Origin of the sequence: Agarilytica rhodophyticola (assembly GCF_002157225.2) — a bacterium.
In the GTDB taxonomy this organism is placed as follows: Bacteria; Pseudomonadota; Gammaproteobacteria; order Pseudomonadales; family Cellvibrionaceae; genus Agarilytica; species Agarilytica rhodophyticola.
Genome location: NZ_CP020038.1, coordinates 4,210,248 through 4,233,987, shown reverse-complemented (window position 1 = coordinate 4,233,987; position 23,740 = coordinate 4,210,248). Strand labels below are relative to the sequence as shown.

21 protein-coding genes and 2 tRNA genes are annotated in these 23,740 nt (G+C 39.7%); 17 read left to right on the top strand and 6 right to left on the bottom strand.

Annotation, left to right across the window (positions count from 1 at the left end):
- The first annotated feature begins 382 nt into the window (after positions 1–382).
- From BVC89_RS17740 to BVC89_RS17710, 10 genes are all read left to right on the top strand, one after another.
- Positions 383–458, top strand: a tRNA-Val gene (locus tag BVC89_RS17740).
- Positions 459–506: 48 nt separating this feature from the next.
- Positions 507–583: transfer RNA gene (locus BVC89_RS17735), tRNA-Asp, on the top strand.
- A 427-nt stretch (positions 584–1,010) separates the two neighbouring features.
- A complete protein-coding gene (locus BVC89_RS29855; protein WP_158658009.1) occupies positions 1,011–1,187 on the top strand; it encodes a hypothetical protein in 177 nt (58 codons plus the stop codon).
- Complete coding sequence (locus BVC89_RS30590; protein WP_281260962.1) at positions 1,180–1,311, top strand: hypothetical protein; 132 nt, start codon at positions 1,180–1,182, stop codon at positions 1,309–1,311. Before BVC89_RS29855 ends, BVC89_RS30590 begins: the two co-directional genes overlap by 8 nt.
- Positions 1,312–1,621: 310 nt before the next feature.
- Positions 1,622–1,981 (top strand): hypothetical protein, encoded by a 360-nt coding sequence (locus BVC89_RS17730; protein ID WP_086932475.1) that lies wholly within the window; start codon positions 1,622–1,624, stop codon positions 1,979–1,981.
- 138 nt (positions 1,982–2,119) lie between these two features.
- A complete protein-coding gene (locus tag BVC89_RS17725; RefSeq protein ID WP_158658008.1) occupies positions 2,120–2,713 on the top strand; it encodes a hypothetical protein in 594 nt (197 codons plus the stop codon).
- A gap of 1,307 nt (positions 2,714–4,020) precedes the next feature.
- Complete coding sequence (locus tag BVC89_RS30585) at positions 4,021–4,143, top strand: hypothetical protein (RefSeq protein ID WP_281260961.1); 123 nt, start codon at positions 4,021–4,023, stop codon at positions 4,141–4,143.
- Positions 4,144–4,418: 275 nt separating this feature from the next.
- Entirely contained in the window at positions 4,419–5,774 is a 1,356-nt protein-coding gene (locus tag BVC89_RS17720; RefSeq protein ID WP_086932473.1) for a hypothetical protein, read from the top strand.
- A 131-nt stretch (positions 5,775–5,905) separates the two neighbouring features.
- The gene (locus BVC89_RS17715; RefSeq protein WP_086932472.1) at positions 5,906–6,919 is read left to right on the top strand and encodes a 1-aminocyclopropane-1-carboxylate deaminase/D-cysteine desulfhydrase; all 1,014 of its coding nucleotides are present in this window, start codon (positions 5,906–5,908) and stop codon (positions 6,917–6,919) included.
- A complete protein-coding gene (locus tag BVC89_RS17710; RefSeq protein WP_086932471.1) occupies positions 6,919–8,055 on the top strand; it encodes a cyclic nucleotide-binding domain-containing protein in 1,137 nt (378 codons plus the stop codon). Before BVC89_RS17715 ends, BVC89_RS17710 begins: the two co-directional genes overlap by 1 nt.
- On the opposite strand, the gene BVC89_RS17705 is transcribed toward BVC89_RS17710, so the two are convergent.
- Positions 8,016–9,053 carry a DUF1853 family protein gene (locus BVC89_RS17705; RefSeq protein ID WP_086932470.1) on the bottom strand — a complete coding sequence of 346 codons (1,038 nt, stop codon included), beginning with the start codon at positions 9,051–9,053 and terminating at the stop codon, positions 8,016–8,018. The genes BVC89_RS17710 and BVC89_RS17705 overlap by 40 nt on opposite strands.
- 269 nt (positions 9,054–9,322) lie before the next feature.
- Between BVC89_RS17705 and BVC89_RS17700 the strand changes: the two genes are divergently transcribed.
- From BVC89_RS17700 to BVC89_RS17675, 6 genes are all read left to right on the top strand, one after another.
- The gene (locus BVC89_RS17700; RefSeq protein WP_086932469.1) at positions 9,323–10,207 is read left to right on the top strand and encodes an NAD(+) kinase; all 885 of its coding nucleotides are present in this window, start codon (positions 9,323–9,325) and stop codon (positions 10,205–10,207) included.
- Between the two features lie 17 nt (positions 10,208–10,224).
- On the top strand, positions 10,225–11,199 hold the full coding sequence (locus BVC89_RS17695) for a metallophosphoesterase (protein WP_086932468.1): 975 nt from the start codon (positions 10,225–10,227) through the stop codon (positions 11,197–11,199).
- A gap of 159 nt (positions 11,200–11,358) precedes the next feature.
- Positions 11,359–11,604: a YeaC family protein gene (locus tag BVC89_RS17690; protein ID WP_086932467.1), complete on the top strand. Its 246-nt coding sequence runs from the start codon at positions 11,359–11,361 to the stop codon at positions 11,602–11,604.
- A 118-nt stretch (positions 11,605–11,722) separates the two neighbouring features.
- The gene (gene pepN, locus BVC89_RS17685) at positions 11,723–14,377 is read left to right on the top strand and encodes an aminopeptidase N (RefSeq protein WP_086932466.1); all 2,655 of its coding nucleotides are present in this window, start codon (positions 11,723–11,725) and stop codon (positions 14,375–14,377) included.
- Positions 14,378–14,416: 39 nt separating this feature from the next.
- Complete coding sequence (locus BVC89_RS17680; protein ID WP_086932465.1) at positions 14,417–14,968, top strand: cytochrome b; 552 nt, start codon at positions 14,417–14,419, stop codon at positions 14,966–14,968.
- A gap of 47 nt (positions 14,969–15,015) precedes the next feature.
- The gene (locus BVC89_RS17675) at positions 15,016–15,588 is read left to right on the top strand and encodes a YceI family protein (protein ID WP_086932464.1); all 573 of its coding nucleotides are present in this window, start codon (positions 15,016–15,018) and stop codon (positions 15,586–15,588) included.
- Positions 15,589–15,784: 196 nt separating this feature from the next.
- Here BVC89_RS17675 and BVC89_RS17670 read toward each other — a convergent pair whose 3' ends face one another.
- The 3 genes from BVC89_RS17670 to BVC89_RS30740 form a co-directional block, all read right to left on the bottom strand.
- Positions 15,785–16,564: a hypothetical protein gene (locus BVC89_RS17670; protein ID WP_086932463.1), complete on the bottom strand. Its 780-nt coding sequence runs from the start codon at positions 16,562–16,564 to the stop codon at positions 15,785–15,787.
- A 648-nt stretch (positions 16,565–17,212) separates the two neighbouring features.
- Positions 17,213–18,190: a transposase gene (locus tag BVC89_RS17665; protein ID WP_086932462.1), complete on the bottom strand. Its 978-nt coding sequence runs from the start codon at positions 18,188–18,190 to the stop codon at positions 17,213–17,215.
- A gap of 1,166 nt (positions 18,191–19,356) precedes the next feature.
- Positions 19,357–19,572, bottom strand: coding sequence for a histidine phosphatase family protein (locus BVC89_RS30740; protein ID WP_158658007.1), 216 nt, complete (start codon positions 19,570–19,572; stop codon positions 19,357–19,359).
- 162 nt (positions 19,573–19,734) lie between these two features.
- Here BVC89_RS30740 and BVC89_RS17655 point away from each other — a divergent pair, with 162 nt between their 5' ends.
- The gene (locus BVC89_RS17655) at positions 19,735–20,076 is read left to right on the top strand and encodes a hypothetical protein (RefSeq protein WP_086932460.1); all 342 of its coding nucleotides are present in this window, start codon (positions 19,735–19,737) and stop codon (positions 20,074–20,076) included.
- 184 nt (positions 20,077–20,260) lie between these two features.
- Here BVC89_RS17655 and BVC89_RS17650 read toward each other — a convergent pair whose 3' ends face one another.
- Both BVC89_RS17650 and BVC89_RS17645 read right to left on the bottom strand, forming a co-directional pair.
- Entirely contained in the window at positions 20,261–21,592 is a 1,332-nt protein-coding gene (locus tag BVC89_RS17650; protein WP_158658006.1) for a YfiM family lipoprotein, read from the bottom strand.
- A 381-nt stretch (positions 21,593–21,973) separates the two neighbouring features.
- A complete protein-coding gene (locus tag BVC89_RS17645; RefSeq protein ID WP_158658005.1) occupies positions 21,974–23,740 on the bottom strand; it encodes a BatD family protein in 1,767 nt (588 codons plus the stop codon).

Sequence of the window (23,740 nt, the reverse complement as noted above, 5' to 3'; positions counted from 1 at the left end):
AAACCCGCAAAATGCGAGCTATACAAGGTGCAGCAGATTATTGATAAAGTGCTCATCGAGGAAAATCGCACTACATATTAGCGCTATCATACTAATAGTTATAAAAACGCTGCTGTTAATTTCAGACGTGTATGCTCGGTATGCTGCGCTGTAATAACGTATCTTGCTATTGATGCAGGCTAAGATTTCGACGCATTACTCTCTAACTTAAAACGGTAATTCCCTATAACCGTTCGATAAATAACCTTTTAATTCAACAAGATACGAGTGTTATATGAGTGATATGACTAATGTTTGCTCCATTGGCAAGATTATTAAAAAATAATGACATCTTGTGTTGACAAGCTGATGGTTTGATGTAGAATGCGCCCCTCTTCACCAAGGGTGGTTAGCTCAGTTGGTAGAGCGGCGCCCTTACAAGGCGTAGGTCACAGGTTCGACCCCTGTACCACCCACCAATAAGATTTCATATAAAAGAAGTCTTATGTAGAAATTGAAGAGTCTGCGGCCCGGTAGTTCAGTTGGTTAGAATGCCGGCCTGTCACGCCGGAGGTCGAGGGTTCAAGTCCCTTCCGGGTCGCCATACAAATAAAAAACCCCAGCATCGAAAGGTGCTGGGGTTTTTTATTTGTATCATGTTTCTGTAACGAATCCGGACTCAATGCGCAAGGTTCACAAATTCGTCAGGAACGAATTTGGTTGCGCAGCAATCCGAAGGATCAGCCACAAGGATGTGGCTGACAACTAATTCGTCAGGAACGAGTTTGCACAGCGATAGCTGCCCGCTGAACGAGCGCCAAGGAAGGCGCTCATGAACTTCCTTCCGGGTCGTTATATTTAATGAAATACCTTCTCCCTATTAAATAGACTCCTTTGGGACATCTCATTTCTTCATTTATTGGTATGTTTTATACAGCTTTAGGGGGAGAGCATATCCCTGCAGTTTAAAGTAATGCTTAAAGCAACCAAGTTAGGTGTGCATTGCTCGATAAAAGCTGAGATCTAAAACTATGAATAATGAAGAAAGTCAAGTTTCTGAAGCTGTAGAACGGCTTAAAAAAGCTCGCGACAAAATCATTGCAAAAAAACAGAAGTCAAATTTAGAAGAACCAAAATCTTTGGTCAGTGGCCACCTTGATGAAGTTGAACTTAAAAGGCGAGATAAAGGTATTGATAACAATGACTGACACGGTAAAAACTTCAAATATTGTAAAATCTATTGATGAAGCCAAAGCAAAAATTGAAAAAATAAAAAATGAAAAGGTAAAAAAGAATACAAAAAATCGAAAGATAAAAGAGGCTGCTAGGTAGTCTTCACGCTTTTAGTTTTTCTTATTCCCGCACCTTTTGTGCAGGAAAAATACGAATAATTTGGAAATATCTATCGCCAGGAAAATTTGAAAACCTTGCGAGCCACCTAAAATTTATCTTTACCCAAATTTTTTTCTTTTTCTTTTTCTTTTTCTTTTTTTATAAAAATATTCATTTTTTTAAGGCGAAGCTTAGTAGCTACCTCTTGATAGGGTAAATACTCATAAATATTAAATATAGTTTATTAATGAACTAACATGCAAAAATCCATACTTATATTGTAAACAAATAACAACGAGAAGAGGATAGAATGTTTGGCATTAGACAACACCAACGTGTACATCAACAAAGTAACTTAAATACTGATAGCGTAAAAAAAAATAGAAATCCATTTCGGGCGAAGTCATCTCGACCTCAGTTTTCCTCGTCAGCTGATAGCCTGCTGAGAAAAGAGGCAAAAGCTGCCTGGAAAAATAGCGATGCAAGAACTCAGTCACACAAAGAACACGGCATAGCTAAAATGACCTTAGTGGCAGGTGGTGTCTTGACGGCGACCACTCTAGTAGGTGGTGTGCTCGCGCCAGCTCTTGGCCCAGCGATAGCTATTGCAAATCGAAGAGAGGATAGAGAACAATTTATAGGCGAGTATCTACGGCAAAAACAACAGTAATATATTGTAAGGCATAACTCAGTCAGTAATTCATTGTATGCCTTATACCCCTAAAACCAAGGGGCATTCTATTTATGCCTTAAAATATAACGCTTTATGTGGTTCGAATAAAAAACAACCAATTTTGTGGGAATAATTATGGGACACTGTTTCAGTACAAACATAGATTCTGGTAGACGCAGTTCTACACATAATCCAGTTAGCAGCACACGACCAACTTCTGACTCCCGGCGACACAGAAGTGCAAGGCCGACTGCACCAGTCATGCCCTCAACATCGCAAAGTTTAACTCATAAACGATATCCTGGAGGTAATCATGGTGCTAACTATGTCTTCGGTAATGTTTCTGGAGACGAATTTAGAAAAACTGATATAACCTTGTCTAAACATCAACAATCCAGAAGAACACTTGTAGGACATGGAACTACGCAAGGAGGGCTTGTAGTTAATAACGAATATATTCCTACTCCAGAAGCGGCAAAGCGTATGAAAAGCACTATTTCAAGTGGTAGCTCATCCGTTAATTTGAATGTTTGTCACCCTGATAAAGGATTAGCTCAAGCCTTCGCCAATGAGTCAGGTAGGAGAGTACATTCGGCAAGTCATGGTAAAACCCAGGTTAAAATGCAGGAACACCCTAGAACTGGAGAAACCAGAAATGAACGCTTTGATTACAGCGACCCTACAGCAACAGAAAAAATTTACCGTCCAAACAATTCAAGAAGAAGATAAAAATAAAATGTAAGTTATCTAGCTATACTAGCTTGCACTAGTAATCTTTAAATCATATCCTTGTTCTAGGTATATCACATTCAGGTCAAATAACACTTATCATTACCCAATGTTATTGAGTTTTCTTGGGTTTTTCTTCTATTACTTTTATTGCTTCAAAAAATACCTGAAGCTTCTAATTCTGGAATAAGAATTTTTGGCGACTGTCCAGAGTTTCTTTATAAATGATTTTTTTAAATTATTTAATTTTTTTATGCCTTGAAGTTCTCCGAAATAACCTCTCGTGTTAGAACACTTATATGCTGAGTTAAGAGTATTCTTTTCAATGCTTGTATTCATTTAGAAGTGGAAATTACTGTTTGTTTGTCACTTTTTTTAGCGATCACATTATTTTTTAAAGTTTTTGTAAGAATATTATATTGAATCTATCTTTTTATCGTTTTAGTTGTTTGTTTTAGAAGGTAAATAAATCGCTCGAATAAGTCGTTTTGATAGTTTTCAAAAACAATACTGGAGATAAAAAAGAGAGAATATATAGTATATCTGGCTTTTGTCATTCTTATTCGCATGATCTTATTGTGTCGTTTTAAAGATGACGTTAAAGAAATTTTGAAATTTCATAGTAGTCTAAGTTAATACTAATAAATGCACATCCTCGAATAAGGCTCTTTTTAATGAATACTTATCTATAAAAGAAATAACTAAGTAGGGAAAATAAGCTTAGGAAATAAATAGAAATAAGTAATAAGTGCCAGATAGGAAAAAAAATTTGCTTTTGAGGGCGAAGCCACAAAATTAGTATTTGTCCGTTATAAAAATTAACTTAACTTTAAGTTAAAATAGGAATTATCTAATACAGAGCATTCATGCGCTATATGTAATTTTTTATGGCAGTGGAAGCATTGTATTTGACTAATAAATTATTGATATGCTTTTTATTTATTACGTTGTCGATGGTGGGGGATTATTAGCCTAAAAAAATATTTATTGAGTGGTTTTTAAGCGCAAACTGACATTGGTGTTTGAGATCCATAGGTTATTTCAAATAATTGCTATTTGTCGTCAGTATTAGCTTCTTAACGAATGCCGGATATTTTTATTTACTTGTTATTGATGTATCTGTCGTTTGTGCCTAGTTTGGACAGTTTTTATTTCTATGTTAATTATTGCGCTTGATTAGTGATGAATACCATAACCTTTCTTGTGACCGAATTTGTCAAATGTTTGTCATTTTTTGTACTTAAAATAAGATGATCAAACATAGCCTAATATCCTTTTTTAGAGGATTTGTATAGAGGATTCAACGTATGCAAGATTACACTGAAGAGCTTTTGGAGTTAAGTTTGTCACTTGAATTGTCAGCGCAAGATTATATTGATTCTGAAACTATCGACTTAGATGAATCTATTGACGACTATTCGTTCATATAAAAGATAATGCGGTCTTGTCATCAATAGTTGTTTTTTATCGCTCATATTATTTTGTTTGGTTATTAAACGTCCTATCTTAGTATTTTATTTGAATTTTTGTGATTTAATTCATAGCTTTTTCATCTTATTATAGAGTTTTAGTCTAATTGATTAGTAATGGTTCACATTTTTACGCCTCCTTTTGCTTGATAATGTAAAAGGATGGAAATAAGGACGGCACCTGTCTTATGGGCGGCTAAACTTTATACAAAACGCAAACAAAATAGGTTTCTTGAGTGATTTTTGATGAGCACGATCTAGCTGGCGCTGTATATATGTTCTCTGAGGATATGGAGGTTATCCGGGAGATGAACTTCGCCGAATTCCAAGCTGTTGTAGATGGCTATGCTCCTGCGGTCGACCTTGCCAACCGCAGTTTACATGCTGTTTTTGTTGAAATTAACTGCCATTACCATATCAGAAATGCAGTTTTCTTTAATGTTCGGTTCACTTCTGAGGGGTTTGTTGATTCCAACTATGCTTTGCCCCTATTCGAACTTTCCCAAAATACTATGCCTGGTCCTGACCTGGGCTCAGGCCCCATCGGTTTGGCTTGTTCGAGTCATTGTGCGCTCAAATCGATGGCGCCCATGCTATGGCAGCCAGACTTAAGCGAGAAACTTTCAGAGTTAAGAATTCTTGCGGATGTAGTGGTTCGCAATCGTATTGCCATTCATTTTAGTGATACCAGTAACAGCAGCGGTATTCGCATGGAGCGAGAGCCTGATATCAGCAGGCAAGTGATGGAACGCTCTATTTCTGAGAGTCTGCGCAAGGAATATGATAAAGAACTCAGAGAGCAATTGACGAAAGCCTTCCAAGAGCAGCACTTACGTGACGCTGAAGCTGTGAAAATGCGTGAGGGTGCTCTCTCTGAAATGAGGCAGCGGTATGACAGCCGCATAGATGAGTATCAAATGCGGCTCAGTGAGCTACAAAAGCGTTTGCAAGAAGAGCGTGACCGCAATGCTATGCTGACAGAGACAATTGATGGGCAGGCGAAGAAGATAGAAGGGTTGCGGGAGTACTTTGCACTTAAACTTGAGCAAATGGAGGCTCCCGAATCCGATGGTATTAGTGCCAACTATGAAGAAGATCTTAAAATGGCGGTTGAGGATGCCACCAGCGAGTTAAAAGATTTGCTGCAGATGCGTGAAGTGGAAATCCTGTACCGCAATGAACAGGAAAACAAACTTAACGAAGATCTAGATGACTTACGCGCCCAGAACAAAGCACTTATGTCTAATAGTGGCGATGTGCTACTTAGTCGTATGCTAGAAAACGGCATCAGCTTTGTCACTTTCCAACCGGGAGCTGGTCATATCACCTTACCTGTGGGAGAAATCTCTCGCTATATGGAAAATCCTGTGGCCTATGTGGCTGAGCGCTGTGATGTTTCCGAGGCTCACTACAATGCTTGGTTAGAGCATTATCATGTGCCTATTTGCCAAACGACAAATGATAGTGGCGAGTTTTGTGGAGAGAATATTAGTCGGGTTGAATCTCCTGCGGACTTTGTCGTAGGTGAGTCTGACTGTTGCCATAAGCATCGAAAGAGTAAAAAACCCAGGCTTAAGCTAGCTGGTAGCTAGCCCCAGTGCAAAAATCCACCGCATTAACTACGGCGCTATTTTTATATAAGTGTTCAAATATAAGTAGTGCCCTCACCAGCTAATTTTGGCATCATTTCTGAATTTCTAATTTTTATTCTTGGTAAGCTGTATTGTTACTTCCAAAAAACTGGACTGAGTACTGCCTCAGTGATATCGCTTGTATCGCCCCGTTGCAAGAAGTTAAATTAAAATCACTCAGTGACAGCGGTGTGCGCCTGTTTATCAAACGGGAGGATTTGCTTCACCCGATCATCGGCGGCAATAAAATATATAAATTACACGGCCATTTGCGCGAACATCAGTGCCACAGTTCTCATTTACCCATCGCATCCTTTGGTGGTGCATATTCAAATCATATTCTTGCCTTGGCCGTTACCGGTCAGATGTTAGGTATTGAGACCGTAGGAGTGATACGTGGCGAGCGTCCCACTAGATTGAGTTCAACCTTAAAAGATGCAGAGAATGCTGGAATGCGGTTGTTGTTTGTGTCGCGTCAGGACTATCGTCAACGCGGTGATAAACAATATCACACGCAACTAGAACGGCAACTCGGCCCCTGCTTCTGGGTTCCAGAAGGTGGCGCAGGTTCTCTAGGAATAGAGGGCTGTGCTGCTATGGCTCACGGCATTTTAAAAAGTTGTGAGCAGCACCCCACGGCGGTATTCCACGCATCTGGTACAGGAGCATCCATTGCTGGTTTAACAGTAGGTTTTGCAACTTATCGTGCCAATCAGGTGTATACTTATGGTGTGTCTGTTTTGAAAGGCTACACTACTCAAATGCGGCGAGATATTATTCGTGAGTTGACGCATAAAAAATTATACGACAGTCAGCATGGAACCGAAGGAGACGTAGTGTCGCAAACATGGAAAATATTGGATGAGTATCATTTTGGCGGCTATGCCAAATACCCTGAAAGGTTGGCGCAGTTTGTGCAAAGCTTTGAGCAAGAAACGATGATTCCATTAGACCCGGTATATACCGCTAAAGTCATATGGGCATGCGTAGACCAGATAAAAAGAAAAATGTTTTCTCCGGGGGATAGGTTGATTGTTATTCACTCTGGAGGCCTTCAGGGGCGACGAGGTTTTGGCTTAAACTTTGATAATGGGTGTGTATATTGATGATGGCATTTGATGCGTTGTTTCAATCGCGCGGGCAATTAGTAGCTAATGCTTTTCAGACGGCAGATACTCTAGTTCCCCTAAAATCATTACGGCCCACTTTTATAGAAGATTTATTTCAACATGTGACGGTTCATACCGTTTTTGCAAATGAAACTTTGTTTGAAGACGGTGCTATCGACGGCCAGCATATCTATTTGCAAAGTGGTGATGCTGAATTGCAATATCCCAATGGATTTGTCGAGGTGGTGAGGGCTTCCGAAACATTCTTACCTCTTGCGCATCAGCAACCTAGGCCTTGTCGCTGTGTCACTTTAAGTGACTGCACGGTAATGCGCATTGACAGTGATCGCGTTGATCGCACACTTGCCTGGAGTCAAATTTCCGAATATATGTTATCAGAATTGTCACTTGAACGTGATTACGATGAAGATATTGAATGGATGCAGACGGTATTAAATTCTAATTTGTTTCTCAAGGCGCCCCCTGTCAATGCTGAACATATATTCTCTCGACTGACTCCAATGGTGGTGGAAGATGGGGATGTAATTATTACTCAGGGAGAGGTAGGAGACTGCTGTTATTTTATTAAAGAAGGCAACGCTAAAGTTATCGTTCGTTATGAAGATGCAGATAATACCGAGCTTTTAGCTGAAATAGGTCCAGGCCGATGCTTCGGTGAAGATGCACTGGTTAACGACGCACCGCGCAACGCATCTGTTATTATGACTTCAGATGGTGTTTTAATGCGTCTTGAAAAGAGTGACTTTGCGGTGCTGCTGAGAGATCCGGCAATAGATGAGATTTCTCGGGAAGATGTCAAGGAGATGATGGAAGAACCTATTTATGTGGATGTGCGAACAGAGGAAGAGTACGCCGCTGGCCACCTTGCTTTCTCTGCCAATTTACCTTTGTCCTTGCTAAGTATTAAAAAGCGCTTATTAGCTCCCGAAAAATTGCATATCTTGTATTGTGATACCAGTAAACGAAGCTATGCTGCGGCCTATTTATTAGGCAAGCTAGGCTATAATGTGATGGCACTCGAAGGCGGGATCAATGGCGCAGAAATCAACGATGAGCTGGTTACTAATGAGAATCACATACTGCGAGATGGTGTGCTAGTCTCTGGCCAATGATCGGCTACCAACATTACGGGTATAAATCTTTCACTCGTTTGTGTGCCGTTTCTTATTAAAAGCAGTGTTGGTGGGGTGGTTTTTTTTACTCTCGCCGCATGTTCAAGTATTTCCTGAATTCTCTTTTCAATAGCTGCCGGGCAATGTAAGGTGTGTTGACGTTCAGGGCCAACAAACCATTCCATTTTTTCACAAAACAACACCTCATATGCGTGCTTTTTTACCTGTTTCAAGAATGCACTGTAGTGCATCCATGTGCCCTTTAGAGCATGTTGACTGGTGTCTAAAGGCATTTGTTGTGTCGTGTTAATGTCGTCATGGAGATAGCTTTTTAATTCACCATAGCTTTTACCAAACAGGTAGCCTTTAATAAGGTGTCTAGAGATAAGACGCTTCCCTTTGATACCAAGAGTATTTGTAATGTCTTCTAATGCGCTTTGGGTGAAGTCTTTGTGGGGCAGCGCCAATTGATGATCCATCATTCTATTGAGCTTTATATCTAAACGGTCTTTAGTATTAGGGCCAAGCCAATGATGCCATAGCTGATGACCGCAGTTTATTTGAAGATAATACTTCACTGCCAGCTCAATATGGATGATTTCGCCAGCGGTGTTTTCGATGAAGAAATCACACTCTCCCAATGTTGTCTTGTCTCGGTTGATCTGTATATTTCTTGCCAGTAATCGGTAGGGCGCTGCGCGAGTGTTGGCGTGTTGGAAATAAAACGCGAGCAGTGCTTCTGCATAAAGACCTAGCCTGCGAAAATTATCACGAGCGATGATATCAGGTGTGCTTTGTGGATCTTGACACCATTGTCGGTCAATATTTTCTAACCAGGGTAGTAAGGATGTTAGCGGCTCATTTATAGTAAATGCATCAAAATGCGCAAGCTTACCGTCGAGCATAGAAGGAGAAAGTAATAGCCAAGCCAAATCACGAACAACAGGGTGCTTGTATTTTAGCCATTTATTGGCGAAACGATAAGGTATATTCAGCATTAGGGTCTTATACTACACAAATAGCTGGTCGATCACTACGCCTGAAGCTACTATTATTGGCCATCAAACGATGGGACGGATTATGGAGCCTAGCATCCAAAAGTAAAAGAGAAGCAAAATTGAAGTGAGGTAGAGCGCTTATAAGACTGTTAGATATAAGAAATAAAGTCCTTAAGCCAATGTGTTTCGTATAATTTTGCTATTTACTTATACTTAGCTAGCTCCCGTTGGTTAACTTGATAATTTTATAGGTAGTAAAGGCTCAATACATGAGTGAATTTTCGACTATTGGTCTCATCGGTCGCTTAGCGAGTGAAAGTACCCAGTATTCATTGCAGCGCTTGGTAACTTATCTTAGCAAGCAGGACGTGACGATCTTATTAGATGAGGAAACTTCATCTGCCATGCCAGATAGCACGCTTAAAATTGAACCACGTAGCGTTTTGGCAGATAAGTGTGATTTGATAATTGTCGTTGGTGGCGATGGTAGTTTACTCTCAGCCGCAAGGGCTTTCGCGGGACGAGATGTGAAAATACTAGGTATCAATCGAGGTCGCCTTGGCTTTCTTACTGATATTTCTCCAGAGCAAATTGAATATAAAGTTGGTGAAGTACTCGACGGTAAATATGTCTCTGAGGAGAGGACACTGCTGAGCTCTATGGTGTATCGAAACCATAAGCCCGTGTCGCAAAGTATCGCGTTAAATGATGTGGTTGTTCATCCGGGAAAATTTATCCGCATGATTGAATTTGAGTTGTATATCGGTGAGCAGTTTGTTTATCGACAGCGTTCAGATGGTTTGATTATCTCATCGCCTACAGGCTCTACTGCCTATGCCTTGAGTTGCGGTGGTCCTATTATGCATCCTCAGTTGGATGCGATGGTTTTGGTTCCAATGAATCCGCATACTCTAAGTAGTCGCCCCATACTAGTTAATGGTGATAGTGACATTACGTTGGTCATTAGCACCAGCAACAATTTAAATCCGCACGTTACCTGCGACGGTCAGACACATGTAGTTTCGCAACCGGGTGATGAAGTGCGAATATCAAAAGCAAATAAGTCTATTACCCTTATTCACCCATCAGGGCATAACTTTTACGAAACATGTCGTTCGAAACTGGGGTGGGCAAGTCAGACGGGAACACATTGATGTTGGAGAGTTTTTAGATGCACTACAGCGGCTATGACTTCATTGGCGACGTCCATGGTTGCGCAAAAACCCTTGAAAGATTGTTATTGAAGCTGGGATATAAAAATGAAAGTGGCGTTTTTTGGCATCCTAAGCGCCAGGCAATTTTTGTTGGTGATATTGTAGATCGTGGCCCTCGTATTAGAGAGGCGCTACATATTGTTAAAAACATGGTTGAGGCTGGCACAGGTCTATGTGTCATGGGAAATCATGAGTATAACGCGTTAGGTTATATCACTCCAAAACCTGAAACCGCAGAAGGCGGTGATATAGCCTATGTGCGTGAACATAATCATCACCACAATCGCTTGATAGCAGAAACATTGACACAATTTGCTTCCTACCCTGAAGAGTGGCGAATGTTTCTCGACTGGTTTCGCGAGCTACCAATATTTCTGGAACTTGAAGGCTGTCGTGTTGTCCACGCTTGCTGGGATGCTGCGTTGATTGAAGAGTATCGATCACGGCAAATGCCAGCAAAACTTGATACTACATTCATCCAGCGATCAGCTGACAAAGCGACTTTTGAGGGGCGATTTATGGATCGTTTGACGCGTGGTACTAACCTTCCATTGCCGCAGGGCTATGTGATCAAAAGCAAAGATGGTTATCAGAGAAGCCTGTTTCGTACTAAATTCTGGTCACACCAACCGCAAACATTTGAAGATGTGGTTTTTCAGCCTGACCCATTGCCTCAGGAAGTGGCCAGTATCACCTTAAATGATGAACATAAGGCTTCTTTAATTTATTATGATGAAACACAGCCACCGGTATTTGTCGGCCATTATTGGTTACAAGGAAAGCCTAAACCTATGCGTCATAATGTCGCCTGTTTAGATTACAGTGCTGTAAAATATGGTCGTTTAGTGGCTTATCGTTTTGATGGCGAATCGCAATTAGACGAGGCAAAGTTTGTCTGGGTTTATGTGGACTCGGATGTTAACGAACAATAGATACTTTTAAAAATTCTGATATAGATAGAAATAATATTAATTGAGTGCCAATACGAAATTTAGCAGCAATATTTATAATGTAACTGTTAACAGTAATGACTAAGCACTTTTAATTAATTATTAATAACTAATAATAGACAAAAGAGATGACTTATCGAGATGGATGTTGCTAAATTCACACAAGCGCTCACTCCCGAGATTATTGAAAATTTTAAAACGGCTATAGAAATTGGCAAGTGGCCCGATGGCAAAAAGTTGACGAAGGAGCAACTGGAGACTTGTATGCAAGCAGTCATTGCATACGAGCACCAGCATTTAAAAGAACAAGAACGCACAGGCTATGTGCCGCCTAAAGAAACACCTTGCGCGAGCGATGATGAAACCCCACTTAAATGGGAAAAATAAATACATTTCGCGACTTATTTAAAGCGTCTGCCTTTAATGTTTGTTGCTTTTTAAGGCGAAACAGACACTATACAATTCGTGTGTACAGACCCTAACACACAATAAAACGAGAATAAAAATGAAAGATGCTCAACCGAAAGCAATATACTTAAAAGACTATCGTCAACCGGATTACTGGATTAATAAAACACATTTAAGTTTTGATTTAGAAGAAGAGTTCACAATAGTAAGTTCTTCTCTGGAATTAACTCGTAACGCTAACGCCGCTGAAAATACCCCTTTAGTACTTCATGGCCAGGAACTAGAACTTGTTTCACTCCATTTAAACGACAAGGAGTTGACAGCCGATGACTACTCTGTGGATGATGAGACGCTAGTCATTCATAGTTTACAACAACAAAATACTCTTCGGTGTGTGACCAAAATAAAACCGCAAGATAATACATCGTTAGAGGGCTTGTATCGTTCTCGTACAATGTATTGCACACAATGTGAGGCAGAAGGTTTTCGTAAAATCACTTATTACTTAGACAGACCTGATGTAATGAGTGAATTTATAACTAAAATAAGCGCTGATAAAAAACGTTATCCTTTACTACTTTCCAATGGCAATTTAATAGAATCTGGTGAACTAGATGCAGGTCGTCACTATGCTGTTTGGCATGATCCCTTTAAAAAACCTTGTTATTTGTTTGCCCTGGTAGCTGGTGATTTAGCATGTGTTGAAGATAGTTACACCACTATGTCTGGCCGTGACATAGTGTTACGTATTTTTGTGGAAGAAAAAGATTTAGATAAGTGCGATCATGCAATGACATCTTTGAAAAATTCTATGAAATGGGATGAAGATGTATACGGCCGCGAATATGATTTAGATATTTTTATGGTGGTTGCGGTTGACGACTTTAATATGGGGGCCATGGAAAATAAAGGCTTAAATATATTTAATACTTCTTGCGTATTGGCTAAGCCTGAAACTACAACGGATGCGGGCTTTCAACGAGTTGAAGGTGTTGTTGCTCACGAATACTTTCATAATTGGTCCGGTAATCGTGTTACCTGCCGTGATTGGTTTCAGCTGAGTTTAAAGGAAGGTTTTACGGTTTTTCGTGATCAGGAATTCTCTGCTGATATGGGGTCGCGAACAGTAAAACGTGTTGAGGATGTTTCGCTGCTTAGAACGATGCAGTTTGCCGAAGACGCCGGACCTATGTCTCATCAAGTTCAGCCAGATTCATTTATTGAGATCTCTAATTTTTATACCCTCACAATTTATGAAAAAGGTTCGGAAATTGTGCGGATGATTCATACTCTATTAGGGCCGGAATTATTTCGCAAAGGCTCCGATCTTTATTTTCAACGTAACGACGGTAAGGCAGCAACAATTGATGACTTCATCTCTGCTATGGCTGATGCGTCTGGGAGAGATTTCTCTCAGTTTATGCATTGGTATAAACAAGCAGGCACACCAGTAGTTAAAGCCCGTGGTCAATACAACGAGAATGATCAGACCTACACCCTTGAATTAGAGCAAAAGTTACCGTCGTCTGCGAGTGCGAAGCCATTTCATATTCCTGTGGCCATGGGATTACTCGGAGAAGCCGGTAGCTTACCTCTAAAATTGCAGGGCCAACAGACGAACATCGAAACCGAAGATAATACCCACTGTGTTGTGGAATTCACTGATACAAAGCAGCGTTTTATTTTTGAAGGTGTGAAAGAAGAACCCGTTCCAGCACTGTTACGTGGTTTTTCGGCCCCTGTAAAACTGCAGTATAACCATACACGCGATGACCTTGTGCGCTTAATGACGCAGGATGATGACGGCTTTTGTCGTTGGGATGCTTCTCAGCAGTTTGCTGTACAAGTAATTCATGAAGTAATGGCCGCTCTCGTACTAGAGCCTGCCCCCAAAGTTGATGAACGTTTTATTAATGCTTTGCGAGGGCTGTTAGCCGATAGCAGTTTGGATCCTGCGATGGTGGCATTAATGCTACAACTACCGAGTGAAGCTTATTTGGCTGAGCTTGCTGTCACGGTAGATGTGGATAGTATTCATCATGCACGTAAAAGGGTTGAGCGAAAAATTGCCCAAGCTTTGCACGATGATTTTATGCGGGTTTACTGCGATTACGATCATGATAGGCCTTATCGGGCAACTGCTGATGATATTGCGCGGCGCAGTTTGAAAAATATCGCGCTTCATTACCTGATGCTTGGCACCGATAAAGAGGCTATCTCACTATGTGAGCGCCAATGGCTAAATGCCACTAATATGACTGATGAATTAAGTGCATTCAGTGCTATTGTGCACTCTACAAAATCATCATTAGAAGAACTCAAAACTAAGGCTATTAATGACTTCTATCACAAATGGCGACACGAAGCCTTAGTTATTAATCATTGGTTTTCTGTGCAAGCCAGCGCTCCAGGAAGTAACACTCTGATGCGCGTGAAAGAGTTGATGGAGCATAGTGCGTTTGATATTAAGAACCCTAATAAATTGCGCTCACTAATTGGCAGCTTTACTATGCGAAACCCAATAAATTTTCATAATGCCAAAGGGGAGGGATATAGTTTCCTCGCTGATCGTATTATTTATTTGAATACGACTAACCCGCAAATTGCCGCGCGACTTTTGACACCATTAACCAAATGGAAGCGTTATGATGAAAACCGTCAAAATCTGATGAAAGCGGAGCTGGAAAGAATTAAAGTGCAACCTAAGTTATCCAAAGATGTCTACGAGGTAGTGACCAAAAGTCTGGGGTAGTTTTTAAAGGTGCCTTAATGAACGGTAGAGTCGAAAAATATGGGTTTATATGATAGTCGCAGGTGTTACGGTTGGATCAGTATAATATTACATTGGCTGACAGCTATTACTGTATTTGCTCTATTTGCCGTTGGCTTATGGATGGTTGATCTCGATTATTACAGTAATTGGTACAAACAAGCACCGCACTTGCATAAAAGTGTTGGTGTCATTTTAATTCTTACTGTGGTGTTTAGAATATGTTGGCGTATCAAAAATGTTCGCCCTGAGACACCTGAAAGTCATCATCGCTGGGAAAAAAGCTCGGCAAAAATTGCCCATTTCAGCCTTTATGCTTTATTGCTATTCATGTTGCCAAGTGGTTATTTAATTACCACTGCAAAGGGGCAGGGGCTAGATGTTTTTAACTGGTTTACCATTCCTTCGTTGATATCAGGCGTCGATAACCTTGAAGATATCGCTGGCGAATTACATGAGTTAGCGGCATTTGGAATTATCGCTATTGCGACTCTTCATGGTTTAGGTGCCTTGAAACACCATTTCATTGATAAAGATAATACACTTCGCCGTATGCTGGGCTTGGTGAAATAAAAACTCAATTTATTTAATGTGTTAATTTTTAAGACTGGAGTGATTTTATGAAAAAATTTATGCAAATTGCTTGCTCTGCAATCTTGATGTCGGCTTTGTCTCAGGCTTCTCTTGCTGCAGCTGGAACCTATGCTATTGATACTAAAGGCGCTCACGCTTTTGTTCAGTTCCGCTACAAGCATTTAGGCTATAGCTGGCTTTACGGTCGCTTCAATAAGTTTGATGGTGAATTTACTTATGACCCTAAAGATGACTCGAAAAATAGCGTAACAGTAACTGTTGATGTCACTAGTGTTGATAGTAACCATGCAGAAAGAGACAAACATTTTCGTTCAGGTAAGTATTTAAATACTGATAAGCATTCTCAGGCAAAATTTGTTAGTACCAAGTATAAGTCACTCGGTGATAATAAGGCGACACTTACCGGTAACTTAACGCTGATGGGAGTAACTAAACCTGTTACCTTAGACGTCGATGTTATTGGTGGAGGAGATGATCCCTGGGGCGGTGTGCGCCAAGGCTTTGAAGGTCGAACAACAATTAACCCTGCGGACTTTGGTATGAAAGCTGATATTGGTAAAGTGGAGTTGGTGTGGTCTGTTGAAGGTATTTTAAAATAGTGATGGATCTGTAGCTTGCCTTTGCTCTATTGTACAAAGTATATAGGTGGTACTTAGGCAGGCATTCTGACTCGAAAAGTTCTTTCTCTTCAATAGTTGTAAATACATTGCCTTTTAATTTTATCTAGATTGTAATGCGTGAGAGAGAGGCCGGCTATATTGCCGACCTCTTTATAAAGTTTTATTAAACAAAAATTTATAAACCGGAAACCGGGGGTAGTCCTATTTCAGCAGCGGTATATGTTTGCTGTGGAATACAAGATCTTTCAGATTCGATATTGTCAATAACGGGCACATTATTTAACTTGTTTAAGGCTAATGCATATGCAAATCGAACATAGATATAATGATATGAAAGTTGTCCAGCACTATCTACAGTTGTTGCCTCAACAACTCTCGATTGAAGCCTTTCACCTGAAATCGCGAAACTACAAGCATTTCCGACTCTAAAAGAAACAATTGGATTAATAAAACGAATTTCGCCGATATCTTTAAGATCACCGCCAATGTATTTATCTTGAATAATTAGTTTAGATTCGTTCTCTTGGCGGACTTTTACTTGATATGAGTTTTCAACAAAAGATGAAACCTGCTTGGGTGAACCAAGGCCGGAATAGTCTATTCGGTATCTACGGCTGCTACCACTATTGTGCGTAAAATGCCCTTGTTCCATTAATATAACGTCATCATTACCGGCTAAGGCCAAAATATTTGAGAAATAGCCGGCGACAACAGCTTGATTCTTTTTGTTAGAAGAAAAAACTTTTAGACTGTATTTTTCTGCTATTTGATCCAATTCACCTTGAGTTTTATCACTAGAAAACTGAACAAATGTTTCTTGCATACTGGAAGCTGTAAAGTCTTTAAATTCCACTCTAGATGACTCCGGGAATTTTGCTACAGGGCCTAGATTTTGCTCGGAAAAAGAATTGTGCGAAAACAAAGCAGCTAATGCGAGAAATAGTAATTTTTTCATGAAAACTCCGCAATATATTTAATGTATAAAATTCATTCACTACCTTAAGTAAATATAAGAACTTAGCGGTTAGTTTTTAAATCCTAACATTTTCAAAAAAAATAAAAAATTTTAATAGTGCCAATTGAATTGAAATCAATTTTTACTATGTTTTTGACGAAATTATGTGGTTTTTCTTGTTAAGAATAATTGACTATACTTATACAAAAATAGGAGTCTTCTTTTCTAATGTAATAAAAATAGGTTTTTCTCTTGCCTTTAATTTTTATTAAGTATATTTAGTTATGCTCTTTGGTGAGTCCCCCTTTAGTAATATACAAAAAATAAAGATATAAATTATATGCTGATTATAACTCGCAAGCGTCATTTTTAAAAAATAGACATCCATAATAGAAAGAACGAAAAGGAAAGAATGAAAAGTGAGAACGAAAAGTGACACCCATGATAAAAAGCAAGGGATAAACGTTTATGATAAAATGTTTATGTAAAAGAGATGTGTATAAAAACTGACGTCTTTAGGACTTATTGTTAATAGTGAAAGACTAATGACTTTACGATTTTATCTAACAGTAGGCGGTATTTCGTTTAGCTTTATACTATATGTAGGTTAAGTATTTTAAAAATGGAGAGTTTATTTTTATAGTGTTATTAACCTAGTAGTGTTTTGCAAACACTAACTCCTGGTGTTCTTCTAAATCCTAACATTTTAGCTGTAGACTGTAGTTTCCTTTTCATTCCTATAAAAGATTTAAATCGCTTTTCAAATTCAGTACTCAAGATTAACCACTTCTCTGACGAAATTGATAGCTGTGAAAGAATAGATGGGAGAAAAGATAATCTGACGTTTTGCTTGTCTTTTATAATGATGTTAGCGGTGTAGTCAACCAAGTTAATATAATCTTTAATATAAAAGGGTAAGGGTTGAAATATTGTGCTACGGGAGCACTCCTTCAATGGCATTAAATTTTCTGGCTGTAAGTTGTTCCCGCGAAGAGATTTATGGCGAAGTTTAATAGATGTGTGATTAGAAGTGTCGAGTGTAGAAGCTACATTGGCTCGAATGGGGTTTAGGTCTACATAAGCCATACAGGCTATTAAAGCTTTAGTATCAAGTAGCGCTTGAGATTTAAATCGCCCTTCCCAGAAACGTCCTGTACACTCATCTTCAGCATTAGCCCGTCGTGCAATAGGTTCATTGAGAGCGCGCATAAACCAACTGATACTGCACAGTTGCGAACGCCAAATTTGAAACTTATTCTCAAGTGTGCTGTATTCTTCTTTAGTTAAGGCTTCTCCTTTTAGGTAGCGACGTGCTAATTCACAACCCTTATAAAGCCGGTGCCAACGCAGGGCTACTTCTCTATCATCCCATTGATCGGATTTTGTCTTATTTATATGAAGAACTAAGTGTACATGATTACTCATAACGGCATAAGCACATACATCAATAGCAAACACACTGGCTAGATGATGAATTTGGTCTTCTACCCACTGTCGACGATGTTCATAGCTTCTATTAGAAAACCGGTCAAACCCACATAAAAAAGCACGTCTGACACAGCGCGAAACACAATGGTAATAAGGTGTTGCTTCGATGGAAATAAGGTGTTTTCGGGGTTTAGGCATAAATTTATCAATCCTTGATAATTGCTGTGATTATATACATGTTTTAAATTGATGGTCAATGATTTATTGTTGCTGTATGAAGCAAAAAGCTATGAGCCTCTAGTTAAGATGCATAGGATTATTTGAGGGTGCTTGTGACTAATGTATTAGGTGATTATTGACTATGGCTCCATTAAAAGTATCGGTAGTTATGCTTGTTGTTTTCAGCGTTATTTCTGTACCTCTCAGATCCGAGGTATTTTCTTGTAAGCATGATTGAAAAACCATCTTTACTGATGAGAAAAGTAAATGTAAATCAAAAGCTTAAAAAATTGAGTTAAAAATCTCAAAAGATAAGCGAGTAAATTATCGTTATCCTCAAAGGCAGTATCACAACAAAAGTTTTGTCTATAATATTTTTGTCGAATCTCCTGGAAAGAGTGAGGACATTAGTCAATTAAATCAAGCTGTTAGCAGACTTAGCGAAACTCTGGATTTTATTTTTAACAAAATACCTTCTGCTAGTCATGATTATCTAGAGGCTATTAACCTTTATATTATGATTGGGCCAAGATCGATGTTTGGTGGAGAGAGTAGTGGATTAGGTACTTTCCCAAGGGCGGAGATTCTACTTTGCTACTTGGTGATAAAGCATGGAAGCATTCAGTAGTGATATATAGTGTAGACAATTTTTTGTGGCTGTCTGACTTGTGGGTAAAAAAAAGTATTATGCACGAATTATCGCATGCATGGCATTATAAGGAGTGGTCTAAGAACTATCCAATACTGAAGAAAACTTGGCTTAGTTCCTGACACAAGGGACTTTATCTCTCACAAAAAAGTATAGATGGCGAGCTATTAAAACCTGCCTATGCTTCTAAAAATGAGAAAGAGTATTTTTCTGAACTCTCGGCAATATATTTTGTTGGTGGCAACTACTATCCCTATAGCAGGGAGGAACTAAAAATCTATGATATTGCAGGGTATTCAATGATTGAGACAATATGGGGATTATAAATTTATCGTGGGTGTCTTGTTATGAGGCCTATATACGGTAAGTCAAAACTTAAATCTCCAAGAGGCTAGTGTGTCTCCAACTTGATCATATCCCTACTAGGAATTGACATCTGAGGCTATCAATAAATATGAATGTCTCATTTTTTTGCCACAATTCTTAAATTTTATGTCTATAAATGTCGTGGAATATGCTCCTCAAAAGCTAGTAAGTCTAACTCAACATTACTTTTATCATGAAATTTTAGGGTTGAGATACTACAGTTGCCGAGCCATAAGTTCTGCCACTGTGCTCGATCCAATAAAAAATAACGAGAGATAAAATATCTGATAAGGTTAGCGTGACAGACAAAAGCAACTGAAGAGTCTTGTTTTTTTGGAAAAAACATTTCAGGTTGTTCCATTAAGTTATCTAAAAACGAACCAAGACACCTACTATATGTCTTTAGCATAAAGTATATCATTGATGTAGGTGTCTTGTTAGAAAGGAATAGTAAGTTTACAGTGTGTGTCTTGTTAGCGAGGAATTGGATCATAAGGTTAATATCATAATGAAAAAATTAAGTGCGATTGTTTGTTTAGCTTTATTTTTATCTACATTTCAAGCAAGAGCTGCTTGGCATGATGCTGGAAAGGTGACTTGCGTACATAGTGGCCATGGCAATGGGCCTTTTGCCTTTTCTACAGAAGTAAACATTAATATAGAGGGTTGTAGTCAAAAAAACTTTGGGTATTTTGTTAACGAGACAAATAGCGCTGCTGAGCGTATGTATAGCTTGATTCTTGCGGCTTATATGTCTGGTAAGTCAATAGCTATAGCTACGACGGGGCAATGTATTTCTAATCGCCCCGAGGTAGATGCTGTCCAATTCAAAGATACAACGTATTTCTAATAACGTTAACAAAGGTATTTAAGTAAGACATCCACATTGGTATTAATACGCGTGATTGCTTTGCTAATTATGGGTGTCTCATTTAGAGTGATTGGTGTCTGGCCTAAAGCATTAATAACTATTGGTGTCTGGCCTAAAGCAGGTAGCTGATCTAAGCTGCAATTTATGCTTAGAGCCTAGGTATTTATCGTACTATTCCTAGCACAGCTGTGTGATTCATTCTATTATCTATTTCATCCAGTACGGCTTGGTATTTTGCTGAGTTTATGTCGCCAAACTTTTCTCTGAATTGCCGTTGGTTTAAACCGTCAGGCAAGTTTTTAATGGGTGGAAAAATGTCATGTTCTGTCAGCTTTATTACACTGTATTCTTGCAGTAGTTGAGCGCTAAAGTTGTTATCAATAGCGACCTCCGCGAAGCGAATGCCTGCGCGATCTGCGGCTATATCGGAAAAGCTGAAGCCACTTCCACCTTTTTGTGTATCGATGACTTCTTTAATTTCACCGAGGGAAAAGCTCACGCCTTTTTTGGCTAAAATATGCAGAGCTACGGAATATACAAAGTGTTTTGCTAAATCTTGTCTGTTAGCAAGTGTTAAAATAACGGTTCCACTGGCATTAAGACGTCGCACATTTAAGTTTGCCACGAAGTGGCGAAATACGCCTGGTTCTACTTGAACAGCCAAGGCAAACAGGGCGGACAAATTTTCTTGCTCTGCAATGAAGCCGTAGTTCTGCGTTTGTTCGCGTGTTTTTTCAAGAAGTGCTTTTAAATATACAGTTAGAGATGTTTTTTCCCGTGGTAAGGCGCGCATCATGTCCACTAGAAATTCAAGATAAAATTGAATGCGTGCTGTGTTAAAGCTAATACTTTTTCCTGAATAAGCACTTAAATTTTGTGCGGCATCAGCAAAGCCTTGTTTTAAGCTCTTCGGCGGGCCGAAGTCTAGCTGTATTTGCTGCTCGTCCATTCTGACATTACTTATACCTAACAAAATATTTTGTCCGTAGTCTCTACCCAGCGCAAGCTTTACTATGTTGTTAAATGCGAAATCGGCGATGCTGTCACTGAGAGTAATTTTCCCCAAATTAATTTCGTTCCAGTGTAAACCGTCACTAGAAGCGTTGAGTTGACCAGAGGTATTGGCGTAAAGGGCTTGGCCTAGTAATATGACTTTTATTGAGAATTTAAATGTCGCAGATGCATCTTCTACCAGCACGTCACCTGTTATTGAGGAATAGGTACGGTTGGTAAGAGCGAGTACGCTCTTAAGCTCTTCCTCGCTTGCAGATATTGTGATCGTTTTGCGAACATTGAGAACTTGTTTACTGACACGCTTAAGGAACTGAGATGCCTTTTGTGCGTAACTGGCTGATACGGTTTGCTCTGAAGCGTGGCGTGGGGCTGTTTCAAATGCGAGAAAGAAGAAAATAATACTCGATAGGCTCACTACAACGAATAGCAATAGTCCGAGTTTCAATATCCACTTGAGTATATTTCTCGTAAATCTCCTCATATGTAATAATGATACCTAATGACCTGCTACCCAACTCGTCTCGCCTAATTTCGTCTTTTATCCAACGTCTTTATCCAACTTTGTCTCTATATATAGAGTGTAGTTATAGCTAAATCCTTTGGAGTCCAGCTCCTTGGCGCCAAAATTCTTGTATATAAACCTTTCGTAATGACTTTGTTTTAAATGCTAGCTACTAATTAGTCATGACATTCTATAATACTTCAGCGCAAGATTACCCTCTAAATGCACTATTTTATTGACGCTTATTTATGATGAAATTATAAGTTGCGAACCTTATCACTCTTTAAATATTGCCTTATTCATTGTCTGCCAGCATCCGTGTTGCCAATTCTACTGCTAGCTGACTTTAATATATTGGGCTCAGGTGGCATAGAACGCTTGCAGTTGGTCGTTCTCTTTTGAAGAGTGTTGTTTATCAATGGCTTGCTTGAGTGCTTTGATTAACTTTTCACCACTTACGTTATCGCCTGTTTTAGTGCTGTAGAGAGCCATGTCCAGTTGGCGGAGTTGCTGTATCACTTCGTCATCATTAACTTTTTTACCGATATCATCCAGGGTAAATATCTTATCATCTTGCCAATAGTATTTTGCCCAAACAAGTAGTGTGTCTCGTATATCCTGGGGCTTGTTAGTTTTACAACTTTTGGCGAGTTGTGACCAAAGAACTTTTTTCCCTGCTTGTTTACTATGCGCTTTAGGCTTAGATGCTAGACCTTTACGCGATCGCCACCACAGGGCAATGTTCGATAATAGTGTGAGTAGGAGGAATAAACAGACAGCTTGCCACAACAACACTTGATCTTTCAGGTTTTCTATAGCAGCAGATGATTGCTCCGACACCGATATTTGATCTGGTTCTGGCACCTCAGATGTCGAGGGAGCGGCCGTGTTTGCTGATCTGCCGCTGTTAGTGTTGCCTACTGCTGGTGTACTTGATTGTATTGTTTGTGCTGGAATTTCAGCGTATTTTAAACTATCTGTGCTTGTATCCCACCAAGGAATTCGAATCTTGGGCAGGGTGATGGGGCCATTACCCGCAATCACAACAGCGGCGCTTTCCACTCGTTCGGCCTGTACGCCTTTGTCCGATTTATCGTCGTTGATAGAGGGTTGATCGGCATAGGTTTTAACATCCCCATTATCAATATCTTGGGTTATTTGCGGCAGTTGCGAGGCCATGAGCCCTTTGGCTTTTAGCGTAATATTGCGCGTAATAGGTTCACCCACTTTAAATGTGCTAGGTGGTGAACTCCACGCTTGTTGCAAGGTTAGCTCTCTTGCTGGAATCCAAGGTTTGCCTGCGGGAAAGCTGGCAGGACGCGGGCGAACTTCAATGGTTTTTTTCTCTGTTCTTTGACGACTAATTTCATAGCGTCCGGAGAAGCCAAACAGCGTTCTATTACTATTTTTTTTGGGGATTTTTAAATCCCATAACAAGACGGGAATTTCCAGTGTGCCGCTATTTTGCGGGAATAGGGCATAAGCATACTCGGCGACTCGGTACAGCTTGTTATCTATTTTTCGTGTGTAACGCGTATCGGGCAGGTCAACTTTTACCACATTGTCCAGTTTAAGAGGCTGGGCATCAAGAGAATCAACATTAATGGAATAGTACAATTTATAGCGTACTATCACTTCCTCTTGTACATAAACAGAGTTTTTATCTACCACTGTTTCAATAAAGACATCTTTTACTTTTCCCGCTGGAGTAGGAGCAGCTTCAACGACACTGACAATAAGTGCGTCACTCACTTGGCCATCAAAGCGAAAAGAAGGGACAATGAGTCTGCCTTTTTGGCGCGGTGCTAATATCATTGTCCAGTTAGTAGAAGAGGTAACTTTGCCATTGATACTTTGGAATTGATTACTTTGGCTGGTGGATAGAATTTCAAAGTCTTCACTCAGCTGGGAAAAGTCAGGTTGTTGTTGAGTGCGCTTGCCTGAGTAGCGAACGGTTAGTTCCAAGGTCTCATCGACAGATATAAGATCTCTATTGACGGTGGACGTCAATGAATCAGCCTGACTTTGACTGCTGAGCGCAGCGGCAAATATGGCGCACAAAAATAACCATAGTGATGTGCTGTGCCGCCAAGAGAATAACGTTTTAGGCCGAGGAAATTGCATCAT